The sequence below is a fragment of the Pseudomonadota bacterium genome (genome assembly GCA_041395565.1).
In the GTDB taxonomy this organism is placed as follows: Bacteria; Pseudomonadota; Gammaproteobacteria; order UBA9214; family UBA9214; genus UBA9214.
Window position 1 is genome coordinate 225,140 of record JAWLAI010000004.1, and the last position, 22,336, is coordinate 247,475.

Sequence of the window (22,336 nt, forward strand, 5' to 3'; positions counted from 1 at the left end):
AACCGCTACGGTGACTGCGGCGAACCGGTAACCGTCGCGCTGTCCGGCGTTGCCGCATCGGTCTGATGCAGCTCACGGTGGCACAAGGCCAGTTCCTTCTGCGTCTTGACGCGTCTGGAGACCTCGGTCTTCAGCTTCTCGAACAGGTCGTCGCGTTCGGCACTGAGCTTGGCCAGCCGCTCGCGCAACTGCTGCAGCATGGCGGCATTCGCCTCGGCGTCGGATCCGGGAGGGGGGGCGCCGACCGTGGCCGCGGCCGTGCCGGCAGCCGTCTGCGCCCCGTCACCGTCTTCGGGCGCTGCCTGCCGGACGGCGAGCGCCCCCTGCAGGGTGGTGGCGTGGGTCTCGAGACGGGTACTGGATGCGCTCAGCTGATCCCGCAGCGTCTCCAGCTGGGACATGGCCGCGCCGAGCTGCCCGGCCGATGCGGCGGTCTGGGACTGCGCCTCCTGCAGCGCCCGGGAGGCGGTCTGCAGCCTGGCATTCAGCACGGCCAGTTCCCGGTCACGGCCGGTGAGATCGTCGCGCAGCCCGTCGCGTTCCGCCGCCAGTGCAAGACGCTGTTGCTCCAGTCCGGCCTGCTCGGTCCGCAGGGTAACCAGCTGGTCGGACAGCGTGCGTTCGGATTCGACGGCATGCTGCACGCGCTGCTGCAACTGCGCGAGCGTCGTCCGTGCCGTGTCCAGTTCCGTGTCTTTCGTGGCGATCTGTTCCCGGGCCTCATCCAGCGCCGTGCTTTGGGTCGCCAGTCGCGCCTGTGCCTGGTCCAGCTCGCTGCGTGATGCGCTTGCCGCGGCGGTCGGCCATTGCTGCGCGTGTGGTGGCGGGAACGGGTAGGCGGGGAGCGGCCACGGCGCACCCTGCGGCCAGGGTTGCAGCGCCCCCGACGGGGCGGGCGCTGCACCGTACCAGCCCGGCTGCAAACCGCCGGACCCGGCCGCCGGGGTCGGGACGGATGGTCCAGGGGCGGCGCAAACGGGCGCGCCGGCAAGCAGCGCAACGGTCAGACAGGCAGTAAACAGTCGCAGGTGGTTCATGGCACGCTCCGGTTCGAATCGGCGGAAATCCTGAGTAGCGAGTGTAACGGAATCGCGGCGGGCTGGCTTGAGGCTGGGTCCGGCGGGTGTCGCCGCCGGTACGGGCGTGGGTCAGCCCGGCCGCAACCTGCGCGCAGGTGCGCTACCATAGGCAGGATCAGGCAGCCTGCCTGACCGTGCAGGCAGGCCGGGTCAGCCGGAGCGCCGCCAGTACTTGAACAATACGGAACCTCGACAGGTCGGTTACTGGGAAGCGACCGCCATCGGCATCGGCGGCATGGTCGGCGGCGGCATCTTTGCCGTGCTGGGCCTGGCGGTCGACCTGACGCACGGCGGGGCACCCGTCGCGTTCCTGATCGCCGGCGCCGTCGCGCTCGTGACTGCGTACTCCTACGCCCGGCTCTCCGTCGCATTTCCCAGCCAGGGTGGCACCGTGGCGTATCTGGACCGGGCGTTCGGTGCCGGTCTCCTGACCGGCGGCATGAACATCCTGCTCTGGCTCAGCTACATGGTAATGCTCTCGCTTTACGCCCGCGCGTTCGGCAGTTACGGCGCATCCCTGTTCCCGGCGCACTGGCACGGGATGGCGAACCATGTCCTGACCAGCGCCGTCATCGTCGTCATCACGGGGTTGAACCTGCTCAGTGCCCGCCTCATCGGCAAGGCCGAGGACTGGGTGGTGTTCGTCAAGCTCGCAATCCTGGCGCTGTTCATCGGTGCGGGTTTTCCGGGTGTGGACGCGGCGCGGCTGGCACCCGCGGCCTGGTCGACGCCGCTGCACCTGGTGGCAGGGGGGATGATCATCTTCCTGGCCTACGAGGGTTTCGAGCTGATCGCCAACACCGCCCGCGACGTGCGCAATGCCGCCACCACGCTGCCGCGTGCCTTCTATTCCGCGGTGGTATTCGTCATCGTGCTGTACGTGCTGGTGGCCATCGTGGCCGTGGGCAACCTCCCCGTGGGCGACATCGTCGCGGCGCGCGATTACGCGCTGGCGGCGGCCCGGCCGTTTCTCGGGCAGACCGGTTTCACCCTGATAGCCGTCGCGGCCGTGCTGTCCACGACATCCGCGATCAACGCCACGCTCTACGGTGCGGCCCGGCTCAGCTACATCATCGCCCGGGACGGCGAGCTGCCCGCCGTGCTGGAGCGCCGCTTGTGGAACCGGCCGGTGGAAGGCCTGCTGATCACCTCCGCCGTGACCCTGCTGGCGGCCAACCTCGTCGATCTCTCCAGTCTGTCGACGCTCGGCAGCGCGGGTTTCCTGCTGATCTTCGCCGCCGTCAACGCCGCCAATGTGCGGCTGGCGCGACGTGCGCACAGCCGGCGCTGGCTGGCATGGCTCGGCGTGGTGCTATGCCTGTGTGCGCTTGCGGCACTGCTGTGGCAGACCCTGCGCACGGCGCCGGGGCGGCTCTGGATACTGGTCGGGATGACGGCGCTGGCATTCGCGATCGAATTCATCTTTCGCGTGCTCACGGGCCGGGCATTGCGCGTGTCCGGCTAGAACCTGGCTAAATAATTCCGCAGCACACGCTACAGCAGCAGCTGGTAACGGAGTACGCCGAGAAACGCCAGCCCGGCGAGCGCGACCAGCGTGAGCTGCCAGCGCGCCCCGCGGTTCCAGTAGCCCCGGCTCCAGGCAATCGCCGTGAGGACGACGGTCATGGCGGCCAGTGCCGCGGAAGCCAGGGGCAGCAGCAGGATGGCCCGGGCGTAGGGCGGGATGCCGTAGAGCAGCCGGGAACCCTGGCTCAGGATCAGGGCGGTGCCGGCCAGGATGGTGAGATTGGTGGCGCCGAGCAGGCCGGCCAGCGGCCGGGCGACGCGCGCGGTCCAGGGTACGGGTTGCGGTACCACCGGCCGGGCAGTCCTGCTGCGCGGCGGGCGCAGGAGCACGACCAGGAAGAACACCAGCGCGCAGCCGGCCAGCAGTGTGCCCTGGGCAGCGGGGCTGGCGTACCAGGGCAGGCGGTGATAGCCGTAGGCGGGGACGTTGCGCTCGAACAGCCAGGTCTCGCCGCTGGCGGCATCCCTGCTGAACACCACGGTTTCCTCGCTGCCGCTGTCCTGGTATACCCCCGGCGCGCGTTCGATCCACGTCCCGTCCGGCACCATCGACAGGCCCGTGATATGCAATGCGCCGGGCGCGACCGTACGCACGGTCACCGGCCGCAGCGGCGCGAACAGCCGCTCCAGATCGAACACGCCGCTGCGGGTGCTGCGATAACTGCCGTCGAGGCGGGTGCCGGGCGGGAGGCTGTCGCCGGCCGCGGCCGGCTGCGGCCATTGCGGCAATGGCTGCAAGCGAGAGAGGACGGCATCCAGCAGATCCAGTTGCGCCGCGCGGGTCCCGGCGCGGTTGTGTGCGATGAACAGGCCCAGCCCGCGTTCCGGCAGCAGGAAGACGGCCGCGGTGAAGTAGCGGGTATCTCCCGGATGCCAGAGGATGCGTTCGCCGGCGCGGGTCAGTTCCTGGAAGCCGTAGGTCAGGCCGTTGACTGCGGGATTGTTGCTGAACTGCCGCTGCAGCATGGCCGCGTTTTCGGGTGGCGCCAGGATCCGGCCCTTGCCGTAGCGGCCCTGCTGCAACAGGGCGAGCATGAAGCGCGCCATGTCCGCTGCGGTGGTGTGCAGGGCGCCGGACGGGCGTGCCTGGTACCAGCTGCGGCCGCTGCGCCCCTGCGCGCCGCGGTAACCCGTGGCCAGATCCGCTTCCAGCGCGGCCGGCAGCGGCTGGCGGAAGCTGCTGTGCTGCATGCCCAGCGGCGCGAAGACGGCGTTGTCGATATAGCGCTCGAAGGGCATGCCCGCAGCCTGTGCCACGATCTGGCCGGCGAGCGCGATGCCGTAGTTGGAATACGCCGTCACCTTGCCGGGCGGATAGACCCGCGCGGGCATATGCGTGGCAAGGAACATCTGCAGCGAGGTGAGCTCGGCCGGGCTGCGAGCATAGAAGCCGAATGCCCGCTCCTCGAAGCCTGCCGACTGCGTCAGCAAGTCCGCTAGCGTCACCGGCCTGGGCCAGGTGGCGGGAAGCTGCAGACCGGTGAGGTAGTCGTTGACGTCGCGTCCGAGTGACAGCTTGCCCGTGCCGACGAGCTGCATCACCGCCGTTGCCGTGAAGACCTTTGCTACCGATCCTGCCCCGAACACGGTCCGGTCGGCATCCACCGGCCTGCCCGAGTCGCGATCGGCATAACCGTAGCCGCCAAGATGCAGGATGCGGCCGTTGCCGACGAGCGCGACGGCGGCACCGGGAATGTCGTACAGGTACAGCTGGGTGATGATGACCTCGTCGATCAGGCGGGCCAGGTCCGCGCGCTCGGCTGCGTTGAGCGCGTGCGCGCCGGGCTGCGCGTGCAGCGGTGTGCAGAGACCTGTCAGGCAGGCGAGGAGCAGGGCCAGCAGATGGCGTGCGCGTGCCCGTTCCCGGATGCCTCCTGATTGCATGTTATTTGTTCCCTGTTGTTCCCCGGTTCGCGCTGTCTCGGGCGGAAATGCAATACCGTCCCGGACTGAGCCGGTGCCATGCGGCGACCCTTGCCGGAACACAATATCATGAACCTGTCTTATCATCCCGCACTGTCGCAACCGTGGCGGGACGTGTTCCCGGCAGGGCAGGGTTACGCGGCATGTCCGTGCGGCAGGGAAGGAAGTGCGGCCGGCATTGATATGTGTCATGGCGGTGCCTCTGCGGATGGGCCACCGTTACAGCGTATGTCAGCGGTTAAGGCGCGCACCGTCGCGCGGCGCCACGGCACAGCACGCGCGACTGCCTGAATCAGCTGCACGCGCGGCCAATTCAATTCGTGATCAACTGCTTGGCGCCGGATGCGGCGCGACGGCAGGATCGGACAACCACGGGATCGGGAGCAGATGATGAATGCAAGTCGGGAATCCGTCAGGCAAATGACTGTCAGCGCTGTCATGCAGCGCGAGGTGCTCGCCGCGGAGGGGGACTGGTCTCTGGAGCAGCTGGCGGACTTTCTGGTCGACAACGGAATCTCGGGTGCCCCGGTGGTAGCGGCCAACGACAAGCTGGTCGGGGTGGTGTCACTGACCGATATCGTGCGCCAGAACCGGATGCAGGAGCCGGCCGCCGGGCGCGAGGATGCCCACGATGTCTACCTGTTCGACCTGGAGCGACGCATGGGTCGCGAGGAACTGCGCGAGATGCATATTCAGATCGAGTCGCCGGTGCGCGTGCAGGACATCATGACACCCATGATATTCAGCGTGAGTGAGGACACCGGGGTGCAGGAGGTCGCGGACACCATGCTCAGGGGCAGGATACACCGCGTGTTCGTGACCAGCCAGGGCAAGCTCAGCGGTATTGTCACGGCGCTGGACATGCTCAAGGTGATTCGCGATCTCTGAGTCGTACGCTGCGGCGGCAGCTGACGCGGTTCGTGGTGCGTGAGGGGTAGCCGCCGATCACTCCCCGGTGAAGCGGGATTCCAGATAGCGGATGATGTCGTTCGATTCGTACATCCACTGCATGCTGCCGTCCGGCTTGGCGATCCGCAGGCAGGGGACCATGAGCTTGCCGCCGCATTTCAGCAGTTGCTGGCGACTGGGCTGATGGTGCTGGGCGTCGCGGGTCTCTATGTTCAGCGCCAGGCGCCGGATGGCGCGGCGGGTCTTGATGCAGAACGGACAGCTGCGGAACTGGTACAGGACGAGTTCGCGGGTCTCTGCGTCGATGCGCGCCTGGGCGGTTGGGTCGCGCTGGACGCGACGCGGTGCGGTCAGGCGATCGCCCAGCAGCAGCAGCGGGCCCACCAGCATGTGTGCCAGTTTGAAGCTATAGCTGACGATGGCGTTCATGTGCGGCGTCTGTCAGGTTGTCTGTCTTGCGCTCAGGCGCGATTCGTACCGGCCCCATGCGCGTATCGCCCGGCTGCGCGCCCCCGTACCTCAGCGCATCCGGATGGCAAAATGCTCGCGGAAATAACCGAATAATTCAAGCCGCGACGTCGGCGAGGCGGCGGTATAGAGCAGGTAACCGGTATCCTGACCGGCACCCTCCCGCCGGTCGACGGTATCCCCCGGCCGCAGCTTGAGGCGGAACTCGCGCAGGGCGGGATGTGTCCGTATCGCAGTCGCGCCGCGAACGTCCGCGACCTGCCCGGACCCGGGGTGCAGGATGTCCACGCCGGCCCAGGTGGCCGCCGCTGCCGGAAAATCGAAGGGTTCATCCAGTTCCATGGCGACCAGCGCCGCCCAGGGGTCAAAACCCCAGGCATGCCGCAGGGCGTTCATGATGTAGCCGCCCGGGGGGCGCACTGCGATCTCGCCGAACAACGGTCCCTTGGGGGTCAGATAGACCTCGAGATGGGTCATGCCCCAGTCGATCTTCAACGCCGCGATCACGCGGCGGTTGAAGGCATGCAGCGTCTCGAGCAGGTCGGCATCGAACCCCGCAGGCACGAAATTCACATGTCCCTTTTCCAGGTAGCGCGTGGTATTGACGAAATGAATGCGGCCGCGGTTCACGAACGATTCGACGCTTGCCTCGGGGGCGGTGATGTGGCGTTCCAGGAGCGTGCGTCCGTCCCGGCGCTGCACGAGTTCCGTTGGCCGGTGCAACAATTCCAGGCCGCGGCCACCGGATGACCTGCGGTGCTTGCGTACGAGCGGGGCACCCAGGAGTGCGAAGGCCTCTTGTGCCGAGTGCAGGGCGGACTCGGCGATGAAAGCGGTCATCGGGATGTCGTGCGCCGCCAGGTATCGCTTCATCGCGAGCTTGTCGTGGCAGCGCAGCGCGGTGGTGGCAGGCTGGCGCCGGGCGCCCAGCACGCGGCGCGCCACGGCCGCCGGGTATACGCCGGCCTCGGTGCCGGCGATCACATGCGTATAGCCGTATGCACCGAAGCTGGTGCTGATCTGCTGCCTGAGTTTTGCGCGCGTGTGCCACAAGGGTGCCGTGAGTGTCTGGCATGCATCCGTGACCGGGAAGGTGGCGCGTTCCCGCCACACCGCGAATGGAATGTTGCGCGTACGCAATGTCTCGATGAGCGCGCGGCGCGGGCCGATGACGAGGACGCGGTAGTCACGCAACGCGGGATGACCTGTGGGGTGCGATGCGGCGCCACTGTAATGGAAATGCGGCCGCGCAGGTAGCCCCCGCCCGCTCTGGCAAGCGGTCTCTGCAGTACGGGCCTGCCGTGCGCGGATGCCGCTTGTCACCGGCGCCGCGGTTCAGTGCCGCCCGGGCCGGCAGCTGCGCCCGTCAGTAGGGCGTGGTGTCGCCGAGCAGCGTGTGACCGCTGATCTCGCTGATGACGGGTTTGCCCTCGACCAGCACGTAGGTGGCGTACTCGCGGAAGCGGCTCGTCATTTCCCGGCCCTCCACGTTCATGTGTTCGATGATGGTCGAGTAGGACTGCCCGCTGCTGCCATCCGGCTGGATATGGATTTCCGTATTGATACGCTGGTAGTCGTAGTCGTCCACGTTCATCCAGCCGGTATCGATCAGCTGCAGGTATTCGTACTTGTCGATCTTTACCTTCGCCATCCAGTCCTTGTACTGGAACTCGATCTCCTTCACGAAGGCATCGTCCAGGTAGATGCCGATGTGGGCGGCATCATGCGCCCGTGCGGCCGCATCGGTGGCCTCCATCACCTGCTGGATCTGCTGAACGGTGATCCGTTCCCCCGCCAGGAGCGGGGGGGTGAGCAGCAGCGCAAGCATTGCGCCGGTCAAAACTCTGTTCATATTGTTATGCTCCTGCACCGGTCCGGCCGGGGCCGGTAGCCGGTTTCCCCTTGCTACAGGGTCATTACAACATCCCGGCGCGGCACAACGGTACTGGACCAAAGGGCAGGGTGCGCCTGCTGCGCGCGACGCAGCGGCTGCGCCGCGTTGTCAACCCGAGGCGAGCCGGTGGGCGTGACGCGTGGTCTCGGGCAGGCGGTAGCGGGTCGTGCAGCGCAGGGCGTAGTCGATCGCCGTCGCCAGACTCACGCGGTGGCCGATGGAGACGTAGACCGGGCTGACGCGGTCGCGGGTGCGCAGCACGGCACCGATGGTTTCCTCCCGGTCCAGCAGCGGTACCCAGGCCCCCTTCTCCGGCGGCAACGTACCGTGGGTACCGATCAGTCGCGACTTGGCCACCCCGATACAGGGCAGGTCCGTCAGCACGCCGAGGTGGCAGGCCAAGCCGAAACGGCGCGGATGGGCGAGACCCTGGCCATCGCACAGGACGAGATCGGGCGGCGCGTCCAGTGTGTCGAGTGCCGCCAGGACGGCAGGCAGTTCGCGGAACGAGAGATAGCCGGGGATATAGGGAAAGCGGGTCGGGGCGCGGTGGATGGCCTGTGCCAGCGGTTGCAGTCCGGGGAAGCTGAGTACGGCCACCGCGGCCCGCGTGGTGCGGCCGCGGTCTTCGAAACCGACATCGATGCCGGCGACGGTGCCGACCGTCCCGAGCCGGTCCCGGCGCTCGACCCGTGTCCGCAGGGTTTCCTGGATCGTACGGGCCGAGGCGATGTCCTCCGGCCACCTGCCGGTGTGGTGCAGTTCCCCGTGCATGCCGCCATTGTACGCGCAGGCGCGTGGACAGTGCGGGCCGGGCGGCTGGAATCGTCGCGGCGCCCGTGCCATCCACGGTCGGTCTGGCGTATGCTGTAGCGCCTGTCGCAGCGCGATGTCAGTGAGGCGGTCATGAATCATGCCAGCGGCACGCCGGCGCAACTGCAGCCGGTCTTCGCCTATCACGAGGCGACCAAGCACGCGCACGGGGCCTATGCCAGGGGGCCGGGATTTCTGGACTGGGCGAACCAGCCGGACCCGTTCCGGCGCTATCGCGGGGCGCCCCTGCACCTGCTCGAGCGCGTCCCGCCTGCGGGCACACCGCGCTACGACGACGTGTTCGCGCCGGATGCCGGGCCCGCGCCGCAGCCCGTCAACCTGCGTACCCTGTCGCAGCTGTTTTTCGACAGCCTGGCGCTGTCGGCCTGGAAACGCGCCGGCACGAACCGCTGGGCACTGCGCGTCAACGCCTCCAGCGGCAACCTGCACCCGACCGAAGGCTATCTCGTGTGCGGCCCGGTGTCGGGGCTGTGCGCTGCGCCGGCGGTGTATCACTATGCGCCACGCGCGCATGGCCTGGAGCAGCGGGCCTGCCTCACGCCGGCGCTCTGGCAGCGTCTCAGCGCCGGATTCCCCGACGGTACCTGCTTTCTCGCGCTCACCTCGATACCCTGGCGCGAGTCCTGGAAATACGGCACACGCGCCTACCGTTACTGCATGCTCGATGCGGGGCATGCACTCGCGGCGCTGGGCATCGCCGCCGCCGGCCTGGGCTGGCGGATCCGGCTGCTCGATGCCGTCGCCACGACCGAACTCGGTCTGCTGCTCGGCACGGCCCAGGCCGCCGCTGCCGAGGCGGAGGAACCGGATATGCTGCTGGCCTGCCTGCCGGTAACGTCCGCCGCACAGGCCGCGCTTCCGCGACCCGATGCGGGCTTGCTGCACGAATTTGCGGCACTGGACTGGCAGGGTGCGCCGAACCGGCTCAGCCCGTCCCACGTCGCCTGGGGAATGGCCGCGATCGCGGCCTGCGTACGCAAGCCGCACGGTGTGGCGGACTACGCGCGTGGGGTCATGCTGCCGCGGCCGTTCCTACCGCCGCCACGCGCCGTACCGCTGCGACCGCTGCTGCGGCAGCGGCGCAGCGCCGTGGCCATGGACGGGGTGAGCCGGATCGCATGCGACACGTTCTACCGCATGCTGGAGCGCACGCTTGCGGCACCCGGTGCGCTGCCCTGGAGCTGCCTGCCCTGGGCGCCGCAGGTGCACCTGGTCGTGTTCGTGCACCGGGTGGACGGTCTCGCGCCGGGGTTGTACCTTCTGGTGCGTGATCCGGCGCAGACCGCCGCGCTGCGTGCGGCGATCGCACAGGCGGCCTGCTGGTACCAGCCGCCGGGATGCCCGGCAGCGCTGCCCTTGTACTGCCTGCAGGAGGCGGACCTGCGCGCAACCGCCCGGGCACTGGCATGCCATCAGGCCATCGCCAGCGATGGCTGTTTCAGCCTGGCGATGCTGGCGCATTTCCGCGCGCCACTGGGGCAGTATGGGCCGTGGTTCTATCCGCGCCTGCACTGGGAGGCCGGCATGCTCGGCCAGCTGCTGTATCTGGAGGCGGAGGCCGCCGGCATGCGCGCCACCGGCATCGGTTGCTACTTCGACGATGCGCTGCACGCCCTGCTGGGCCTGCCGGACAACACCTTCCAGGATATCTATCACTTCACCGTGGGCGCCGCGGTGGAGGATGAACGACTGACGACAGAACCCGCCTATCCGGAGGCGTGAATCACGGGCGCTGTGCCCGGCCGGAACTGCCGCAATGAAGCCGATACGCTGTTTTCGACATGTGATGTGCGAGCCGCCCGGCTATCTCGGGACGTTGCTGGCGGCGCGCGGCATACCGTTCGAGGTCGTCTGCCTGGACGAGGGCGTGCCGGTACCGCAGGACCTGGATGCGGTGGCTGCGCTGGTGTTCATGGGCGGCGCCGGCAATGTCAGCGCGCCAACCGGCTGGATGCAACAGGAGCTCGCGCTGATCCGGCGGGCGCTGCAGCGCGATATCCCGATGCTGGGCATCTGCCTCGGCGCGCAGCTGATCGCCAGGGCGCTGGGCGGCAGTGTCGCGCCCAATCACACGCTGGAGGTGGGCTGGCATACGGTGGAACAGGTGGCGGGCAACGCGGCGCCGGAATGGTTCGCGGGCCTGCCGCCGCGCTTCGAGGTGTTCCAGTGGCATGCGCACACCTTCACCCTCCCGCCCGGCGCCGTGGCGCTGTTGCGCGGGCGCTGTGCCGAGCGGCAGGCGTTTGCCCACGGTAATATCCTCGCCACCCAGTTTCATCTCGAGATCATGCCGCGTACCGTCCACGGACTGACACAGCGCTTTCGCGGCGATATCGAGGTGCTCTCAGATTGCGTGCAGTCCGCGGCTGTCATCACCGCGGATCTGGCCGCGCGCACGGCGCGGCTGCACCGCATCGCCGACGTCGTGTTCGGGCGCTGGCTGGACCGGGTTTACGGCTAGAGCCGGCGGTGGCGACGCGTCCGTCCGCCCGGCTCAGCTGACAAGCGTGTCGAAGCGTTTGCCCTTGGGTACGAACACGACGCTCACGCTCAGGTCGTGCGGACTGTAAACGGTGGTGCGCAGGAGGATGCCGCGGCCTTTTACCACGGCCTGTTCGGTCATGGTGCGGATCTTGGTCGTGTCGTCGTAATTGTCTTCGATTTCTTCGTATTTGAGTTTCATTGTTAGCTCCGTTCTGGCGCCGGGAGCGGCGGGTGCCCGGCAATGCGCAATCCACGTTACACCGCTGCCGAGGTACCGGCAAGGGCCGGCGGTCGCGCAGTTCCTGCTCGGTGACAGGTGATGGCGCATAGCTAAGCCGCGGCGCTTCAGCGGCTGCCGTCCTTGCGTGCCAGGCCGAGCTGCAGCTTGCCGTGGCCGAATTTCGCGCTGATGGCGTCAATGGTCTGCAACAGGCGCCGGTCGGCGGCGCTGCGTTCGGGGCGTGCGAACAGGTCTGCCTGCGCGCTGCCGGGAGGCAACCAGTCGCTGATGCCGACGCCGATCAGCCGGACCGGCCGGTCGGGCAGGCGGCCGCTCCGGAACAACGCCCAGGCCGTCTGCAGGATTTCGCGTTCATCGCAGGTCGGCGTGCTGCGCCGGCGCTGGCGGGTGTAGGTATCGAAGCCGGCGTAGCGTACCTTCAGCGTGACGACGCTGCCGGCCAGGCCTTCCTGTCGGGCGGTGCCCGCCACCGCGGCCGCCAGGCAGCGCAGGGTGTCGCGCAGCACGGCAGGGTCGTTCGTATCCCTGGCGAAGGTCGTCTCTTTGGAAATCTGCTTGCGGGCGCGGTCGGGTTCGACCGTGTCAGACGCAATGCCGAATGCCTGGCGCTGAAAGTGCGCTGCAGCGTGCCTGCCCAGGTGCTGCTCCAGGACCGACAGCGGCGTGGCGCGCAGCTGCGCAACGTGCCGAATGCCCAGACGCGCGAGCGCCCGGCTGGCCTTCGGGCCCAGTCCGCGCAGGTTGCCTACCGGCATCGGTCCCAGGAAATCCGCCACCTGTTCCGGCCGGACCACCGTCAGGCCGTCCGGCTTGCGATATTCCGAGCCGAGCTTGGCGACGAGCCGGTTGGGGCCGATGCCGACCGAGGCGGTCAGTCCGGTGGCCGCGTGGACGCGCTGCTTGATCGTGTGTCCGATGGTTTCCGGCTTGCCCAGCAGACGTTCGAGGCCGCTCACGTCCAGGTAGGCTTCATCGATGGAGGCGGCTTCCACGCTGGGTGTCAGGGTGGTGAGCACCTCGAACACCTGGCGCGAGACGGCGCTGTAGCGGGCCATGTCCGGGCGCAGATACACCGCGCGCGGGCAGCGGCGCCACGCCTCGGCGATCGGCATGGCCGAGTGGATGCCGCAGCGTCGGGCTTCATAGGATGCCGCGGCTACCACGCCCCGGCCGCCGGGGCGTGCACCCACCACGACCGGCTTGCCCCGGTACTCGGGGTGGTCGCGTTGTTCACAGCTGGCGTAGAACGCATCCAGGTCCATATGGGCGATCCAGCGGCTTGGTGGCGGGTGGGTCATGCTGGCTCGGTGTTGCCGTGAACGGGCAGAAGATAACACGGCAACCGCATCCCTCGCGTACAACCACGGCGCTTGCTGCGTCTGTGTCAGGCATGGCGTCCCGGCGGCCGGCTCGCGGCTGGACAGGTAACCCCGCGTTCGGATCGGCTTGCTCATGAAATAATATAAACAGAAACTTATATTATTTATCTGTTGTTATTTGTATCGAAGCGACGGGACTCCGGCACATTTCGCCCCGATTGGCTATACTGTGTTGCACGCACGCACACAAACAATAACAGTGGGCCGGTGACCGTCAACGCGGGACCCGGCCGGCGTGGAGGGGGACATGCTGGGGGGCATTTTCTACTGGCTGAGGCATCCTGTTGCGGAGGTGCCGGAAGAGCTGTCGTACTGCGAGTTCGAATGCGGCGAGCTCGAATGCCACGTGCTTGACGTGTGCCAGTGTCCGCATCGGCTGCAGGCCGGATGCGTCGAGCAGCGGGATCGGGGCGATAACTAAATCATCATTCCCCGCGGCCGCGACGATTTTTTACGCCGTGCAAGGCGCGGCCAGCATCACGCCGTTGCCATCCGCGTGCGCACGCCAGCCGTGGGTATTGCCTTGCGCCTGATCGTGCCAGCGCGCCGCGACGGCAGTGCGCAAATCCTGTTATTCGCCGAGCATCCCGAACGCCGCCGCAGCCGGACGACTGCCGCCCGCGTGCTACCCGCACCGTGCGGAATATCCAAGCGCGGGCATCGCGGTCCGGTATCATGACCGGGTTGGCGGTGCCCCGCCTGCACACGGGTCGAGCAGATGCACTATGATGAATTCCTCGCAAGTCTGGCGCAGGACAGCTGTCCCGAGGCGCTGGATGCGTGCCTGCGCGCGCTCTGGTACGAGGCGCGCGGCGACTGGGATGGCGCCCACGCGATCGTGCAGGAACTGGCCGGCGCGCGGGCCGCGCGCGTCCATGCCTATCTGCACCGCAAGGAAGGCGACGAGTGGAATTCGCGTTACTGGCACCGCCGCGCCGGCTCGACGTTTCCCGCGGACCTGAGTCTCGCCGCGGAATGGGACGTGCTGGTGCGCGGGTTGCTGGAGGCGGGGCGCGGATGACCGCCATCGGCCTGCTCAGCGACGTGCATGCCAGCGCGGCGCCGGTGCGCGAGGCGCTGGCAATCTTCGCGCGCGCAGGCGTGCAGCAGGTGTTCTGCGCCGGGGATATCGCCGGTTACCACGCGGAGCTCGCCGAGACCGTGGCGCTGCTGAGTGCACACGGCGTGCGCGCGGTACGCGGCAATCACGACCTGAGGTACCTGGCGGCACACGACGGTCCGGGCGCCGATCCGGTCACGACCTACCTGCAGGGCCTGCCCGCAGTCATCGATACGGTCGTGGCGGGACGGCACGTGCGGATGGTGCATGCGCAGCCACCGGATGACTGTACCGGCGGCGGCATCCGCCTGCTGGCAACGGACGGGTCCGTGCGTCCGGAGCGGGCTGCGCACTGGGAGCGTCTGCTGGCGGACTGCGCTTGCGACGTGCTGGTGGTCGGCCATACCCATCAGGTATTCGCCGTGCAGCTCGGTGGCACGCTGGTGGTGAATCCGGGCAGTTCCGCCTTCAACCACGCCTGCGCGATCCTGCGTCTGCCGCACTGTGCGGTGGAGTTGATCCCGCTCTCCGGTCGGCCCGTCGTGCCGTACTGGAGCTGGCACGAGTACATGCAGGGCAGGGCGGACTGAGCCGGCTGCGGTCCCGGCGCGCAGGCCGGGTTGCGGTGCGGCGCGTGCGAAATGGTGCGCCGGATGCTAGCCGCCACGCCGCTGGCGGAGCCGCAGCGAGAGCCGTTCCGCGCCGCGCCAGAACCAGGTCAGTATCCGCACCGGCCAGCCGCGCCGCGCCCAGCTGCCGGCGGTGTGCTCGACGCAGTCGGCGAAGTCCTGCATGAACAGCGCGGCGGCCGCTGCGGCGGTGTCCGGGTCGGCGACCTCCTGATTGGCTTCGAGGTTCCACTGCAGGTTCCAGCGGTCGAAGTTGCAGGAGCCGATCGTCAGCCAGTCGTCGCATAGCACCGTCTTGGCATGGAAGAAGCGCGGCTGATACTCGTAGATGCGGACGCCGTGCCTGAGCAGCCGGCCGTAGTAGCGGTGGCTGGCATAGCGTGCCCCGGGGTGGTCGGTGACCGGGCCGGGCAGCAGCAGGCGCACGTCGACACCATTCCTGGCGGCCCGCTGCAGCGCGCTGCGGATGGCGCGCGAGGGGATGAAATAGGCGGTGGCGAACCAGATCCGCCGCCGGGCGCGCGCGATGTGCCGCAACAGCGAGCGCTGTACGCCCATGCGGTGACGCGCGGCGTTCACCGTGACCCGGCCGCGCCGGCCACCGGTTGTGGCGCGGGGGACGATCTCCGGTAACTCGAGCTGCACGCGCGCGAAGCGGTTCCAGCTTTCCGTGAACAGCAGCTGCCAGTCGGCCAGTACCGGACCGCGGATCTCGATCATGGTCTCGCGCCAGCGCCGGGCGGGCGCGGACGGCGAATCGACCTCGTCCGTGACGGCGGTGCCGCCGGTGAAGGCGGTGCTGCCGTCGACCAGCAACAACTTGCGGTGGTTGCGGTAGAGGCTGTGGTAGAGCCGCTTCCACACGATCCGGTAGAGGTTGTACAGCGTGCTCCGCGACGGCAGCGGGTTGTAGTAGACGACCTCGATCAGGGGGTGTGCCAGCAGCGCGCGGTCCCGGGCGTTCAGCTGCAGTGCGCCGTAGTCATCCAGCAGCAGGTACACCCTAACCCCGCGACCGGCCGCTGCCAGCAGGGCGGAGATGATGCGGCTGGCGACGGTGCCCGATGCCACCAGGTACATCTCCAGCAGGATGTAATGTTCGGCCGCGGCAATGGCCGCGAGCATGCGCGGCAGAAACGCGGTGCTGTCCTCGAGGAGATCGAAGCGGTTGCCATCCCGCCAGGGAAACTTGTACTGCAGACGTCGGGCCATGTGCGGTTGATGTTTATCGATGCGCCGGTAGGGATGGTACGGGAAAATAGCGGCAGGTCACGCGCCAGACTGATGTCCGGATCATCCATCCAAGGCATGGCCAGATCGGATTTGAATACTGCTTGCTGTTAGGGAGTGACATTTGCGGAGGTGAGGCATGACCCGGAAGGTCAAAGGGATGGCGCTGCTGGCGGCCCTGAGCACGGTGACCGCGTGCGGCGGCGGCGGGGGCGGTCCGGATCCCGCGGATCTGCAGGCATTGAAAGCGGAACTGGGCGGCAGGATCTTTGCTGACACGAACCTGTCCGAGCCCGCCGGCCAGGCCTGCGCGAGCTGTCATGTGGCCCAGGCCGGTTTTGCAGATCCGGATACGGACAGTACGCGTCCGGTTTCGGAAGGCGCGGTGGCCGGCAGGTTCGGCAACCGCAATGCGCCCACGGTCGCCTATGCTTCCCTGACGCCGGTGTTTGGCACGATTGCGGCAGGCGAGTATGTCGGCGGTCAGTTTGTCGACGGCCGGGCGGCTACGCTGGAACAGCAGGCCATGGCCCCGTTTCTCAATCCGCTGGAGATGGCCAATCCCGACAAGTCAAGCGTGATCGACAAAATCCGCGCGGCTGGTTATGCCGCGTTGTTCGAACAGGTCTACGGTGCCGCCAGCCTGGATGATGCCGAGGCAGCCTTTGACCGGGTGGCCGATGCGCTGGCGGCATTCGAGAGCACGCCGGCGCTGAGTCCCTTCACCTCGAAATTCGATTATTTCCTCGCCGGCCAGGCGCAGCTTACGGCGCAGGAACGGCGGGGCTTCATCCTGTTCGACGGGAAGGGGCTCTGTTTTACCTGTCATGAATCGCCCCTGTTCACTAACCATGCCTACAGCAACATCGGTGTACCGAAGAATCCCGACAACCCCTTCTACACGATGCCGCCGGAATTCAATCCGGCGGGTACGGCGTTCGTCGACCTGGGGCTGGGGCTCAACCCGACCGTTCTGTCCACGGCTGAAAACGGCAAGTTCCGGGTGCCAACCCTGCGCAACGTCGCGTTGACAGCGCCATACATGCATAACGGGGTGTTCCAGACCCTGGATCAGGTGGTGAATTTCTACAACACCCGGGACGTCCTGCCGGCATGTCCCACGGACAGCATACAGCAGGATTGCTGGCCGCAACCGGAGGTCGCGGAGAATATGGACACCCTGTCGACCGGGAACCTCGGCCTTACGCCGAGCGAGGTGAGCGATCTCGTCGCGTTTCTGAACACGCTGACGGATGGCTATGTTCCCTGAGTGACGGCGCTACGAATGAAAAAGGCCGGGCGGAATACCGCCCGGCCAGTACCATGAAACGCCAGGTCAGAAGTTGTACTGCAGGCCGACGGTGAGGAGATCCACGTCATCACGATCCGTCGCGAAATGGTCGTAACCGGCGCGCAGCCCCAGCGTGTCAGACAGCTTGTACGCAGCGCCCAGTCCCGCGGTCCAGTCCACTCCCACCTTGTCCTTGGGGGCGCTGACGCTCGTGGCGCAGCCTGAGCAGCGCACCAGGATGTCCGCCTTCCACGCAAACAGCCCCAGCTTGCCGAACAGCGCAAACCGGTCGTTCACGTGCCAGTTCGCCTTCCCGGTGAGAGACACGCCGTCGACCGAATACGGGTGTACCGTGGCGGCAGCGTCGACGAACTGCTGCTGTGCCGTGGCGGTTGTCAGCGGTGGGGCGCTTACCAGCGTCGTGCTGGTGACATCGCCCAGGTTGACGTAGGCCGCCTCGACGTCCCAAATGTCATTGAGTCCGTAGCCGGCGAACAGCGACCACGCGGCGGTATTCCGATCGATGCTCGAGGAGGTCGTGTAACCCAGATTCAGCAGATCGCTGTCGTAGTCGCTGCGGCTCGCGTTGGTGTGCGCAGCGCCGATCGCGGCGCCGGCATACTTATCGCCGCTCCCGGCCATGGCGTCATGGCTCACCGGTGCTGCCAGCGCTGCAACCAGCAGGGCGGGGAGGAATGCGCGGACGCCGTGGCCGAGACGCCGTGCGAGTATCAGCGGCAAGGCCAGGAGGCCCAGCAGCAGTTCCACGGGGCCGGCACTGCCCGCGCCTTCGCCCTTGCCGGTGAAGATGATGCCGCCGGTGTCGCCGCCACCACCGCCCTCGCCGGAGACGAGGGTGCTGGCGCTTTGCGTGGTGGGCGGGGTTTCGTCGCTGTCTATGGTCGCGTTGTTCAGGATGGTGGAGCCATCAGTCGCGGTGACGTTGACAACCAGTGTGTAGCAGACCTGGGCTGCGTTCGGGGCCACGGAGGAGACACTCCAGGTGACCGTGGTGGGCGTGGTCGAGAACGGGCCTGTCGCGGACACGAAGGTGGTGCCGGCGGGGATGTCGTCGGTGATCAGCACATTGTTGACAGCCGAGGCATTGGCGGCATTGTCGTAGCACAGCGTGTAGGTCAGGTCATTGCCGCTGGCAACCGGATCGGGACTGTCGGTTTTGGTGAAACTGAGCGGATTGTAACTGACCTGGGTCTTGGGTATGGCAATACCGGTGGGATCCCCGATATCGCCGACATCATTCTTGAGCACCGCCAGGTTCGAGTCGAATACGATCACGGTGTCCGTGCCGCCAACACCCTGGTTGCCGGTCGTGGTATAGACATTGCCGGTGACCTCATCCACTGCCACGCCCACGATATTGTCGCCCGAGGCGGCGTCCGGCAGGGTATAGGCGCTGGTAACACCCGAGCCCAGGTCATGCTTGACCAGCTTGCCCAAACTGCCGTAGGGCGGATAGGCGTTACCCGTGTACAGGATATTGCGTACCTGGTCGATCGCTATGCCCATCACGGTCTGGCCTTCGGAGGAGAGATCGATGCTGCCGGCCGCCGTCAGGGTGCTCGCCCCGGTGAAGGATGAAGTGCCGAAATACTGGACGGTCGTGCTGTCGCGGTCACCGATGAAGAGACGCCCCCTGCTTTCGTCGAGTGCGATGCCATTGGCCCGGGAAACGCCGGTCAGTGTCTTGAAGGTGCCGCCGTCGAGTGTCAGGGTGTCGGTTGCGGCGGTCCAGGAATACACGTACAGATGATTGGTTTCGCGATCCACGGTGTAGACCTTGCCGTTACCCTGGTCGACGACGATGCCGGCGAGATTGCTCGCGCCGGGTGCGGTCGTCGTGCCGAGCACGTTGAAGGTGGTCGCGTCGACGAGCTGGATGGTGTTGCTGCCTTCGTAGGTCACGAACAGTTTCCCGCTGGCGTCATCCAGTCCGAGCCCGACTGCACCGCCGGCCAGCGCAGGCACATTGGCGGTGGCCTGGAAAACCAGGTAGGTGGGTGCGGCCTGGATATCGTAAGTCTGCAGGGGGGTTGGATTCGCATTGATGTTTGCGATTACATACATGGATTTTGCAGCTGCAGGCATCGAGACTGCGGCGCCAAGACCTGCAACGAGCAGGATGGCGAGGCTGCGGCACGTGTTTGAAAGATGCATGGTTATTATCCCTTGATGATCGGTTGTATGGGTGGGCCCCTCAAACCGGTCGCGCTGTTGGTATGTGATGCGTCGCAGGAACTGACCGGATGATGTGGCAAGATAGTGCTACTGCACGGAGAAAAGGCGCAATGATGTTCATCAATCCGGCAAATCTTTATCCATGCCCGCGGGATGCCGTTGCCCGCCGTGTAGGCGCAGCGCCTGCGCGCGGTGCGCGGCGCTAGGATGGTCAGGCGCAGCAGCCAGGCGGGTGCGGCAGGCAGCGGCCTGCACACAGGGTTGCTACCGCTGATAATCGCAATCATTGCCGTTCTTGTATTCATTGCCGGATCCGGTATGCAAGATCTGTTGTGTTATGAGCGCGGCGCGATTCTTAACGGTCAATGGTGGCGCCTGCTGACCGGTTCCTTCGTCCATCTCAACAGTTCGCACGCGCTCATGAACATCGCCGCGCTGTTGCTCCTGTGGGGAATCTATGGGACGGTCATCGGTGATGGGGCCTGGCTGGCCGTCACCCTGGTCTGTGCGCTTGTGGTGGGTGCGGGGCTGCTGCTGCTGAATCCGGAAATCAGCCGCTATGTCGGCCTGTCCGGCATACTGCACGGATATCTCACTGCCGCTGCCATGGCCGAGCGGCGCAGTCACACCCGCATGTCGGTCGTGCTGCTGTTACTGGCGGGCGGCAAGCTGTTGTGGGAACAGACGCTCGGCCCGCTGCCCGGCAGCGCCGCCGCCGCCGGCGGCAACGTGATCGTGGATGCCCATCTCTACGGTGCCGCTGCCGGCCTGCTGTGCGGCTGGTTCCTCGGGCGCGATGGCACGGGGCAGACAGGCCAGGATGGGTCTGCGCCGGCGTCGTAATTCCGGGGATTCCGCGCCTCCGGGCACGATCGGCCGACGGCATTGCGGCATCGAACGGATTCACCGACTATCCGTCAGTGCGTGTTTGCTATCGGGCGGCGCGCCACGTGCGTTCGCAGGAGGGTCAGGATGAAGGCCATGGTCATCGACCGTATCGCCGCGCTGCGCGAGCATCCGGAGCCGTTGCGGCTCGTGGATCTACCCGTGCCGGAGCCGGCGGCGGGCGAGGTGCGCATCCGCGTGTCCGCCTGCGGGGTGTGCCACACCGAGCTGGACGAGATCGAAGGACGCACCGCGCCACCCCGGCTGCCGGTGGTGCCCGGGCATGAAGTGATCGGCAGGGTCGACCGCTGCGGGCCCGGGGCCACGCGTTTCGCGCCGGGTGTCCGCGTCGGGGTCGGCTGGATCCACCACTCCAGCGGTGGGCGGGACGAGAATCTGAGCCCGGCGTTCACGGCCACCGGCCGCGATCGCGATGGCGGTTACGCGGAGTATCTCACCGTGCCCGAGGCCTACGCCTGCCCGATCCCGGACACGTTCAGCGATGCCGAGGCCGCGCCGCTGCTGTGCGCCGGCAGCGTCGGTTACCGGGCATTGAAACTCGCACAGCTCACCAACGGTGCGCCGCTGGGCCTGACCGGCTTCGGCGGTTCCGCGCACATCGTGCTGCAACTCGCACGGCACCTGTACCCGGCCTCGCCGGTATACGTGTTCGCGCGCGATGCCGCGGCGCGCGCGTTCGCGCTGGAACTGGGCGCGGACTGGGCCGGCCCGACCGAGGCGCGCGCACCGCGGCCGGCGCAGGCCATCATCGACACCACCCCGGCCTGGAAGCCGGTCGTGGAGGCGCTCGCCAGCCTGCGCCCGGGCGGGCGCCTGGTCATCAACGCCATCCGCAAGGAGGCCGGTGATCAGGACTACCTGCTGCGGCTCTCCTACCACGAGCACCTGTGGCTGGAAAAGGAGATCAAGTCGGTGGCCAACGTCACGCACCACGATATCGCGGAGTTCCTGCCGATTGCCGCACGCATCCCGATCCGTCCCGAGGTCCGCACCTACCGGCTGGAGGAGGCCAATCGCGCGCTCTACGAGTTGAAGACGGAACCGGTGCGCGGCGCGAAGGTGCTGGTGCTGGCGTGATCGATTGGGTCAGCGCACGCCGGCAGTGTCAGCCGTTAGTCGGCGCCGGCGTTGCGGCCTGGGTGATGTACAGCGTCTGGGTGGGATAGGCGAACTCGATACCTGCCTGCTCGAATTCGGCGCAGATCCGCAGGTTGATCGCCTGTTGGATATCCATGTAACGGTTGTAGTCCGGGCTCAGCACGTAGTAGACCGTTTCGAACTGTAGGGCGAAATCTCCGAAGGACTGGAAGTGGGAGCGATCGAAGCGCACCGGTTGCTGGGCCTCGACCGCGGCCCGGATCATGTCCGGGATGCGCGCCAGACTGTCGCGCGGTGTCTGGTAGGTCACGCCGATGGTGAAGACCACGCGCCGCTCGAACATGCGGCCGTAGTTCCTGATCCGGCTCTTGAGCAGGTCGGCGTTGGAAAACACCAGCTGCTCCCCCGACAGACTGCGCATACGCGTGGTTTTCAGGCCGATGTTCTCCACGCTGCCCATGTGTCCGTCGATGATCAGGAAGTCGCCGATGGTGAAGGGCTTGTCGAGCACGATGGAGAGCGAGGCGAACAGGTCGCCGAGGATATTCTGCACCGCCAGGGCGACCGCGATGCCGCCCACACCCAGGCCCGCCACCAGGGCGGTCACGTCGACACCCAGGTTTTCCAGCACCAGCAGCAGGACGATCGCCCAGAGGACGAGGCGGCCGATGTAGCCCATGGCGTTGACCGCAGCCACGCTGGCGGGGTCGCTGCGCTGGCGCCGCTCCCGGTCCTGCCGGAGCAGGAACACGACCAGGCCGTTCAACCACAAGCCGCCCTGGAGCAGCAGGGCGATGGCAGCGACGCGCGAGACCAGCAGCCGGTAGTCGACGGCGAGATTCAGGAACAGGGAGCCTAGAAACAGGGCAACGCTGAGGATGAACAGGTTGCGGGTGTGCGCGAGCGCCGCCGCGGCGGCGTCGTCCCAGCCGTTCTCCGTCCGGCGCGCGAAGGCGTTCAGGCGTGCCAGTCCCAGGCGCTTGATCAGATACAGCGCGGCCAGCGCGGCAGTGGTGATCGCCAGTGCGATCAGCCAGTTCCGCACCGGGTTGTCCAGCAGGGTGTAGTCCAGGATGACGTGCAGTTCGGTGTCTATGAATTCCATCCGCTTGCCTTGTGGGTCCTGCAGCCTGTCGTGACGCGGCAGGTGCAGTATACCCGAGCCGCGAGCGGACATGCCCGCGTGGC

The 22,336-nt window shown here is 67.1% G+C and carries 21 protein-coding genes; 10 read left to right on the forward strand and 11 right to left on the reverse strand.

Annotated elements, in window-relative coordinates:
• Window positions 1-5 precede the first annotated feature (5 nt).
• Window positions 6-1,037 (reverse strand): hypothetical protein, encoded by a 1,032-nt coding sequence (locus R3F42_06925; GenBank protein MEZ5541759.1) that lies wholly within the window; start codon window positions 1,035-1,037, stop codon window positions 6-8.
• Between the two features lie 214 nt (window positions 1,038-1,251).
• Here R3F42_06925 and R3F42_06930 point away from each other — a divergent pair, with 214 nt between their 5' ends.
• Entirely contained in the window at window positions 1,252-2,544 is a 1,293-nt protein-coding gene (locus R3F42_06930) for an APC family permease (protein MEZ5541760.1), read from the forward strand.
• Window positions 2,545-2,573: 29 nt separating this feature from the next.
• Here the strand turns inward: R3F42_06930 and R3F42_06935 are convergent, their stop codons facing one another.
• The gene (locus R3F42_06935) at window positions 2,574-4,490 is read right to left on the reverse strand and encodes a serine hydrolase domain-containing protein (protein ID MEZ5541761.1); all 1,917 of its coding nucleotides are present in this window, start codon (window positions 4,488-4,490) and stop codon (window positions 2,574-2,576) included.
• A gap of 459 nt (window positions 4,491-4,949) precedes the next feature.
• Here R3F42_06935 and R3F42_06940 point away from each other — a divergent pair, with 459 nt between their 5' ends.
• On the forward strand, window positions 4,950-5,417 hold the full coding sequence (locus tag R3F42_06940) for a CBS domain-containing protein (GenBank protein MEZ5541762.1): 468 nt from the start codon (window positions 4,950-4,952) through the stop codon (window positions 5,415-5,417).
• A gap of 57 nt (window positions 5,418-5,474) precedes the next feature.
• Here R3F42_06940 and R3F42_06945 read toward each other — a convergent pair whose 3' ends face one another.
• From R3F42_06945 to nfi, 4 genes are all read right to left on the reverse strand, one after another.
• A complete protein-coding gene (locus R3F42_06945) occupies window positions 5,475-5,867 on the reverse strand; it encodes a glutathione S-transferase N-terminal domain-containing protein (protein MEZ5541763.1) in 393 nt (130 codons plus the stop codon).
• Window positions 5,868-5,957: 90 nt separating this feature from the next.
• A complete protein-coding gene (locus R3F42_06950; GenBank protein MEZ5541764.1) occupies window positions 5,958-7,100 on the reverse strand; it encodes a hypothetical protein in 1,143 nt (380 codons plus the stop codon).
• A gap of 172 nt (window positions 7,101-7,272) precedes the next feature.
• Window positions 7,273-7,758, reverse strand: a complete 486-nt coding sequence (locus tag R3F42_06955) for a hypothetical protein (protein MEZ5541765.1) — start codon at window positions 7,756-7,758, stop codon at window positions 7,273-7,275.
• 150 nt (window positions 7,759-7,908) lie between these two features.
• Window positions 7,909-8,574, reverse strand: coding sequence for a deoxyribonuclease V (gene nfi / locus R3F42_06960; protein MEZ5541766.1), 666 nt, complete (start codon window positions 8,572-8,574; stop codon window positions 7,909-7,911).
• Window positions 8,575-8,706: 132 nt separating this feature from the next.
• Here nfi and R3F42_06965 point away from each other — a divergent pair, with 132 nt between their 5' ends.
• Both R3F42_06965 and R3F42_06970 read left to right on the forward strand, forming a co-directional pair.
• Entirely contained in the window at window positions 8,707-10,356 is a 1,650-nt protein-coding gene (locus R3F42_06965; GenBank protein ID MEZ5541767.1) for a SagB/ThcOx family dehydrogenase, read from the forward strand.
• 34 nt (window positions 10,357-10,390) lie between these two features.
• The gene (locus R3F42_06970) at window positions 10,391-11,095 is read left to right on the forward strand and encodes a type 1 glutamine amidotransferase (protein MEZ5541768.1); all 705 of its coding nucleotides are present in this window, start codon (window positions 10,391-10,393) and stop codon (window positions 11,093-11,095) included.
• A gap of 33 nt (window positions 11,096-11,128) precedes the next feature.
• Here the strand turns inward: R3F42_06970 and R3F42_06975 are convergent, their stop codons facing one another.
• Both R3F42_06975 and dinB read right to left on the reverse strand, forming a co-directional pair.
• Window positions 11,129-11,317 carry a hypothetical protein gene (locus tag R3F42_06975; GenBank protein ID MEZ5541769.1) on the reverse strand — a complete coding sequence of 63 codons (189 nt, stop codon included), beginning with the start codon at window positions 11,315-11,317 and terminating at the stop codon, window positions 11,129-11,131.
• Between the two features lie 146 nt (window positions 11,318-11,463).
• Window positions 11,464-12,657 (reverse strand): DNA polymerase IV, encoded by a 1,194-nt coding sequence (gene dinB / locus R3F42_06980; protein ID MEZ5541770.1) that lies wholly within the window; start codon window positions 12,655-12,657, stop codon window positions 11,464-11,466.
• 328 nt (window positions 12,658-12,985) lie between these two features.
• Between dinB and R3F42_06985 the strand changes: the two genes are divergently transcribed.
• The 3 genes from R3F42_06985 (at window position 12,986) to R3F42_06995 (ending at window position 14,388) form a co-directional block, all read left to right on the forward strand.
• Window positions 12,986-13,159: a hypothetical protein gene (locus R3F42_06985; GenBank protein ID MEZ5541771.1), complete on the forward strand. Its 174-nt coding sequence runs from the start codon at window positions 12,986-12,988 to the stop codon at window positions 13,157-13,159.
• A 297-nt stretch (window positions 13,160-13,456) separates the two neighbouring features.
• Entirely contained in the window at window positions 13,457-13,759 is a 303-nt protein-coding gene (locus R3F42_06990) for a hypothetical protein (protein MEZ5541772.1), read from the forward strand.
• Window positions 13,756-14,388 carry a metallophosphoesterase family protein gene (locus tag R3F42_06995; protein MEZ5541773.1) on the forward strand — a complete coding sequence of 211 codons (633 nt, stop codon included), beginning with the start codon at window positions 13,756-13,758 and terminating at the stop codon, window positions 14,386-14,388. The genes R3F42_06990 and R3F42_06995 overlap by 4 nt, the downstream gene beginning before the upstream one ends.
• 66 nt (window positions 14,389-14,454) lie before the next feature.
• Here R3F42_06995 and R3F42_07000 read toward each other — a convergent pair whose 3' ends face one another.
• Complete coding sequence (locus tag R3F42_07000; protein MEZ5541774.1) at window positions 14,455-15,639, reverse strand: phospholipase D-like domain-containing protein; 1,185 nt, start codon at window positions 15,637-15,639, stop codon at window positions 14,455-14,457.
• Between the two features lie 157 nt (window positions 15,640-15,796).
• On the opposite strand from R3F42_07000, the gene R3F42_07005 reads away from it, so the two are divergent.
• Window positions 15,797-16,927 carry a cytochrome c peroxidase gene (locus tag R3F42_07005; protein ID MEZ5541775.1) on the forward strand — a complete coding sequence of 377 codons (1,131 nt, stop codon included), beginning with the start codon at window positions 15,797-15,799 and terminating at the stop codon, window positions 16,925-16,927.
• A gap of 66 nt (window positions 16,928-16,993) precedes the next feature.
• Here the strand turns inward: R3F42_07005 and R3F42_07010 are convergent, their stop codons facing one another.
• Window positions 16,994-19,033: an outer membrane beta-barrel protein gene (locus R3F42_07010; GenBank protein MEZ5541776.1), complete on the reverse strand. Its 2,040-nt coding sequence runs from the start codon at window positions 19,031-19,033 to the stop codon at window positions 16,994-16,996.
• 429 nt (window positions 19,034-19,462) lie between these two features.
• On the opposite strand from R3F42_07010, the gene rrtA reads away from it, so the two are divergent.
• Window positions 19,463-19,987 (forward strand): rhombosortase, encoded by a 525-nt coding sequence (gene rrtA, locus R3F42_07015; GenBank protein ID MEZ5541777.1) that lies wholly within the window; start codon window positions 19,463-19,465, stop codon window positions 19,985-19,987.
• Window positions 19,988-20,116: 129 nt separating this feature from the next.
• Window positions 20,117-21,127 (forward strand): alcohol dehydrogenase catalytic domain-containing protein, encoded by a 1,011-nt coding sequence (locus R3F42_07020; GenBank protein ID MEZ5541778.1) that lies wholly within the window; start codon window positions 20,117-20,119, stop codon window positions 21,125-21,127.
• 28 nt (window positions 21,128-21,155) lie between these two features.
• On the opposite strand, the gene R3F42_07025 is transcribed toward R3F42_07020, so the two are convergent.
• Window positions 21,156-22,253 carry a mechanosensitive ion channel family protein gene (locus tag R3F42_07025; GenBank protein ID MEZ5541779.1) on the reverse strand — a complete coding sequence of 366 codons (1,098 nt, stop codon included), beginning with the start codon at window positions 22,251-22,253 and terminating at the stop codon, window positions 21,156-21,158.
• Window positions 22,254-22,336 lie beyond the last annotated feature (83 nt).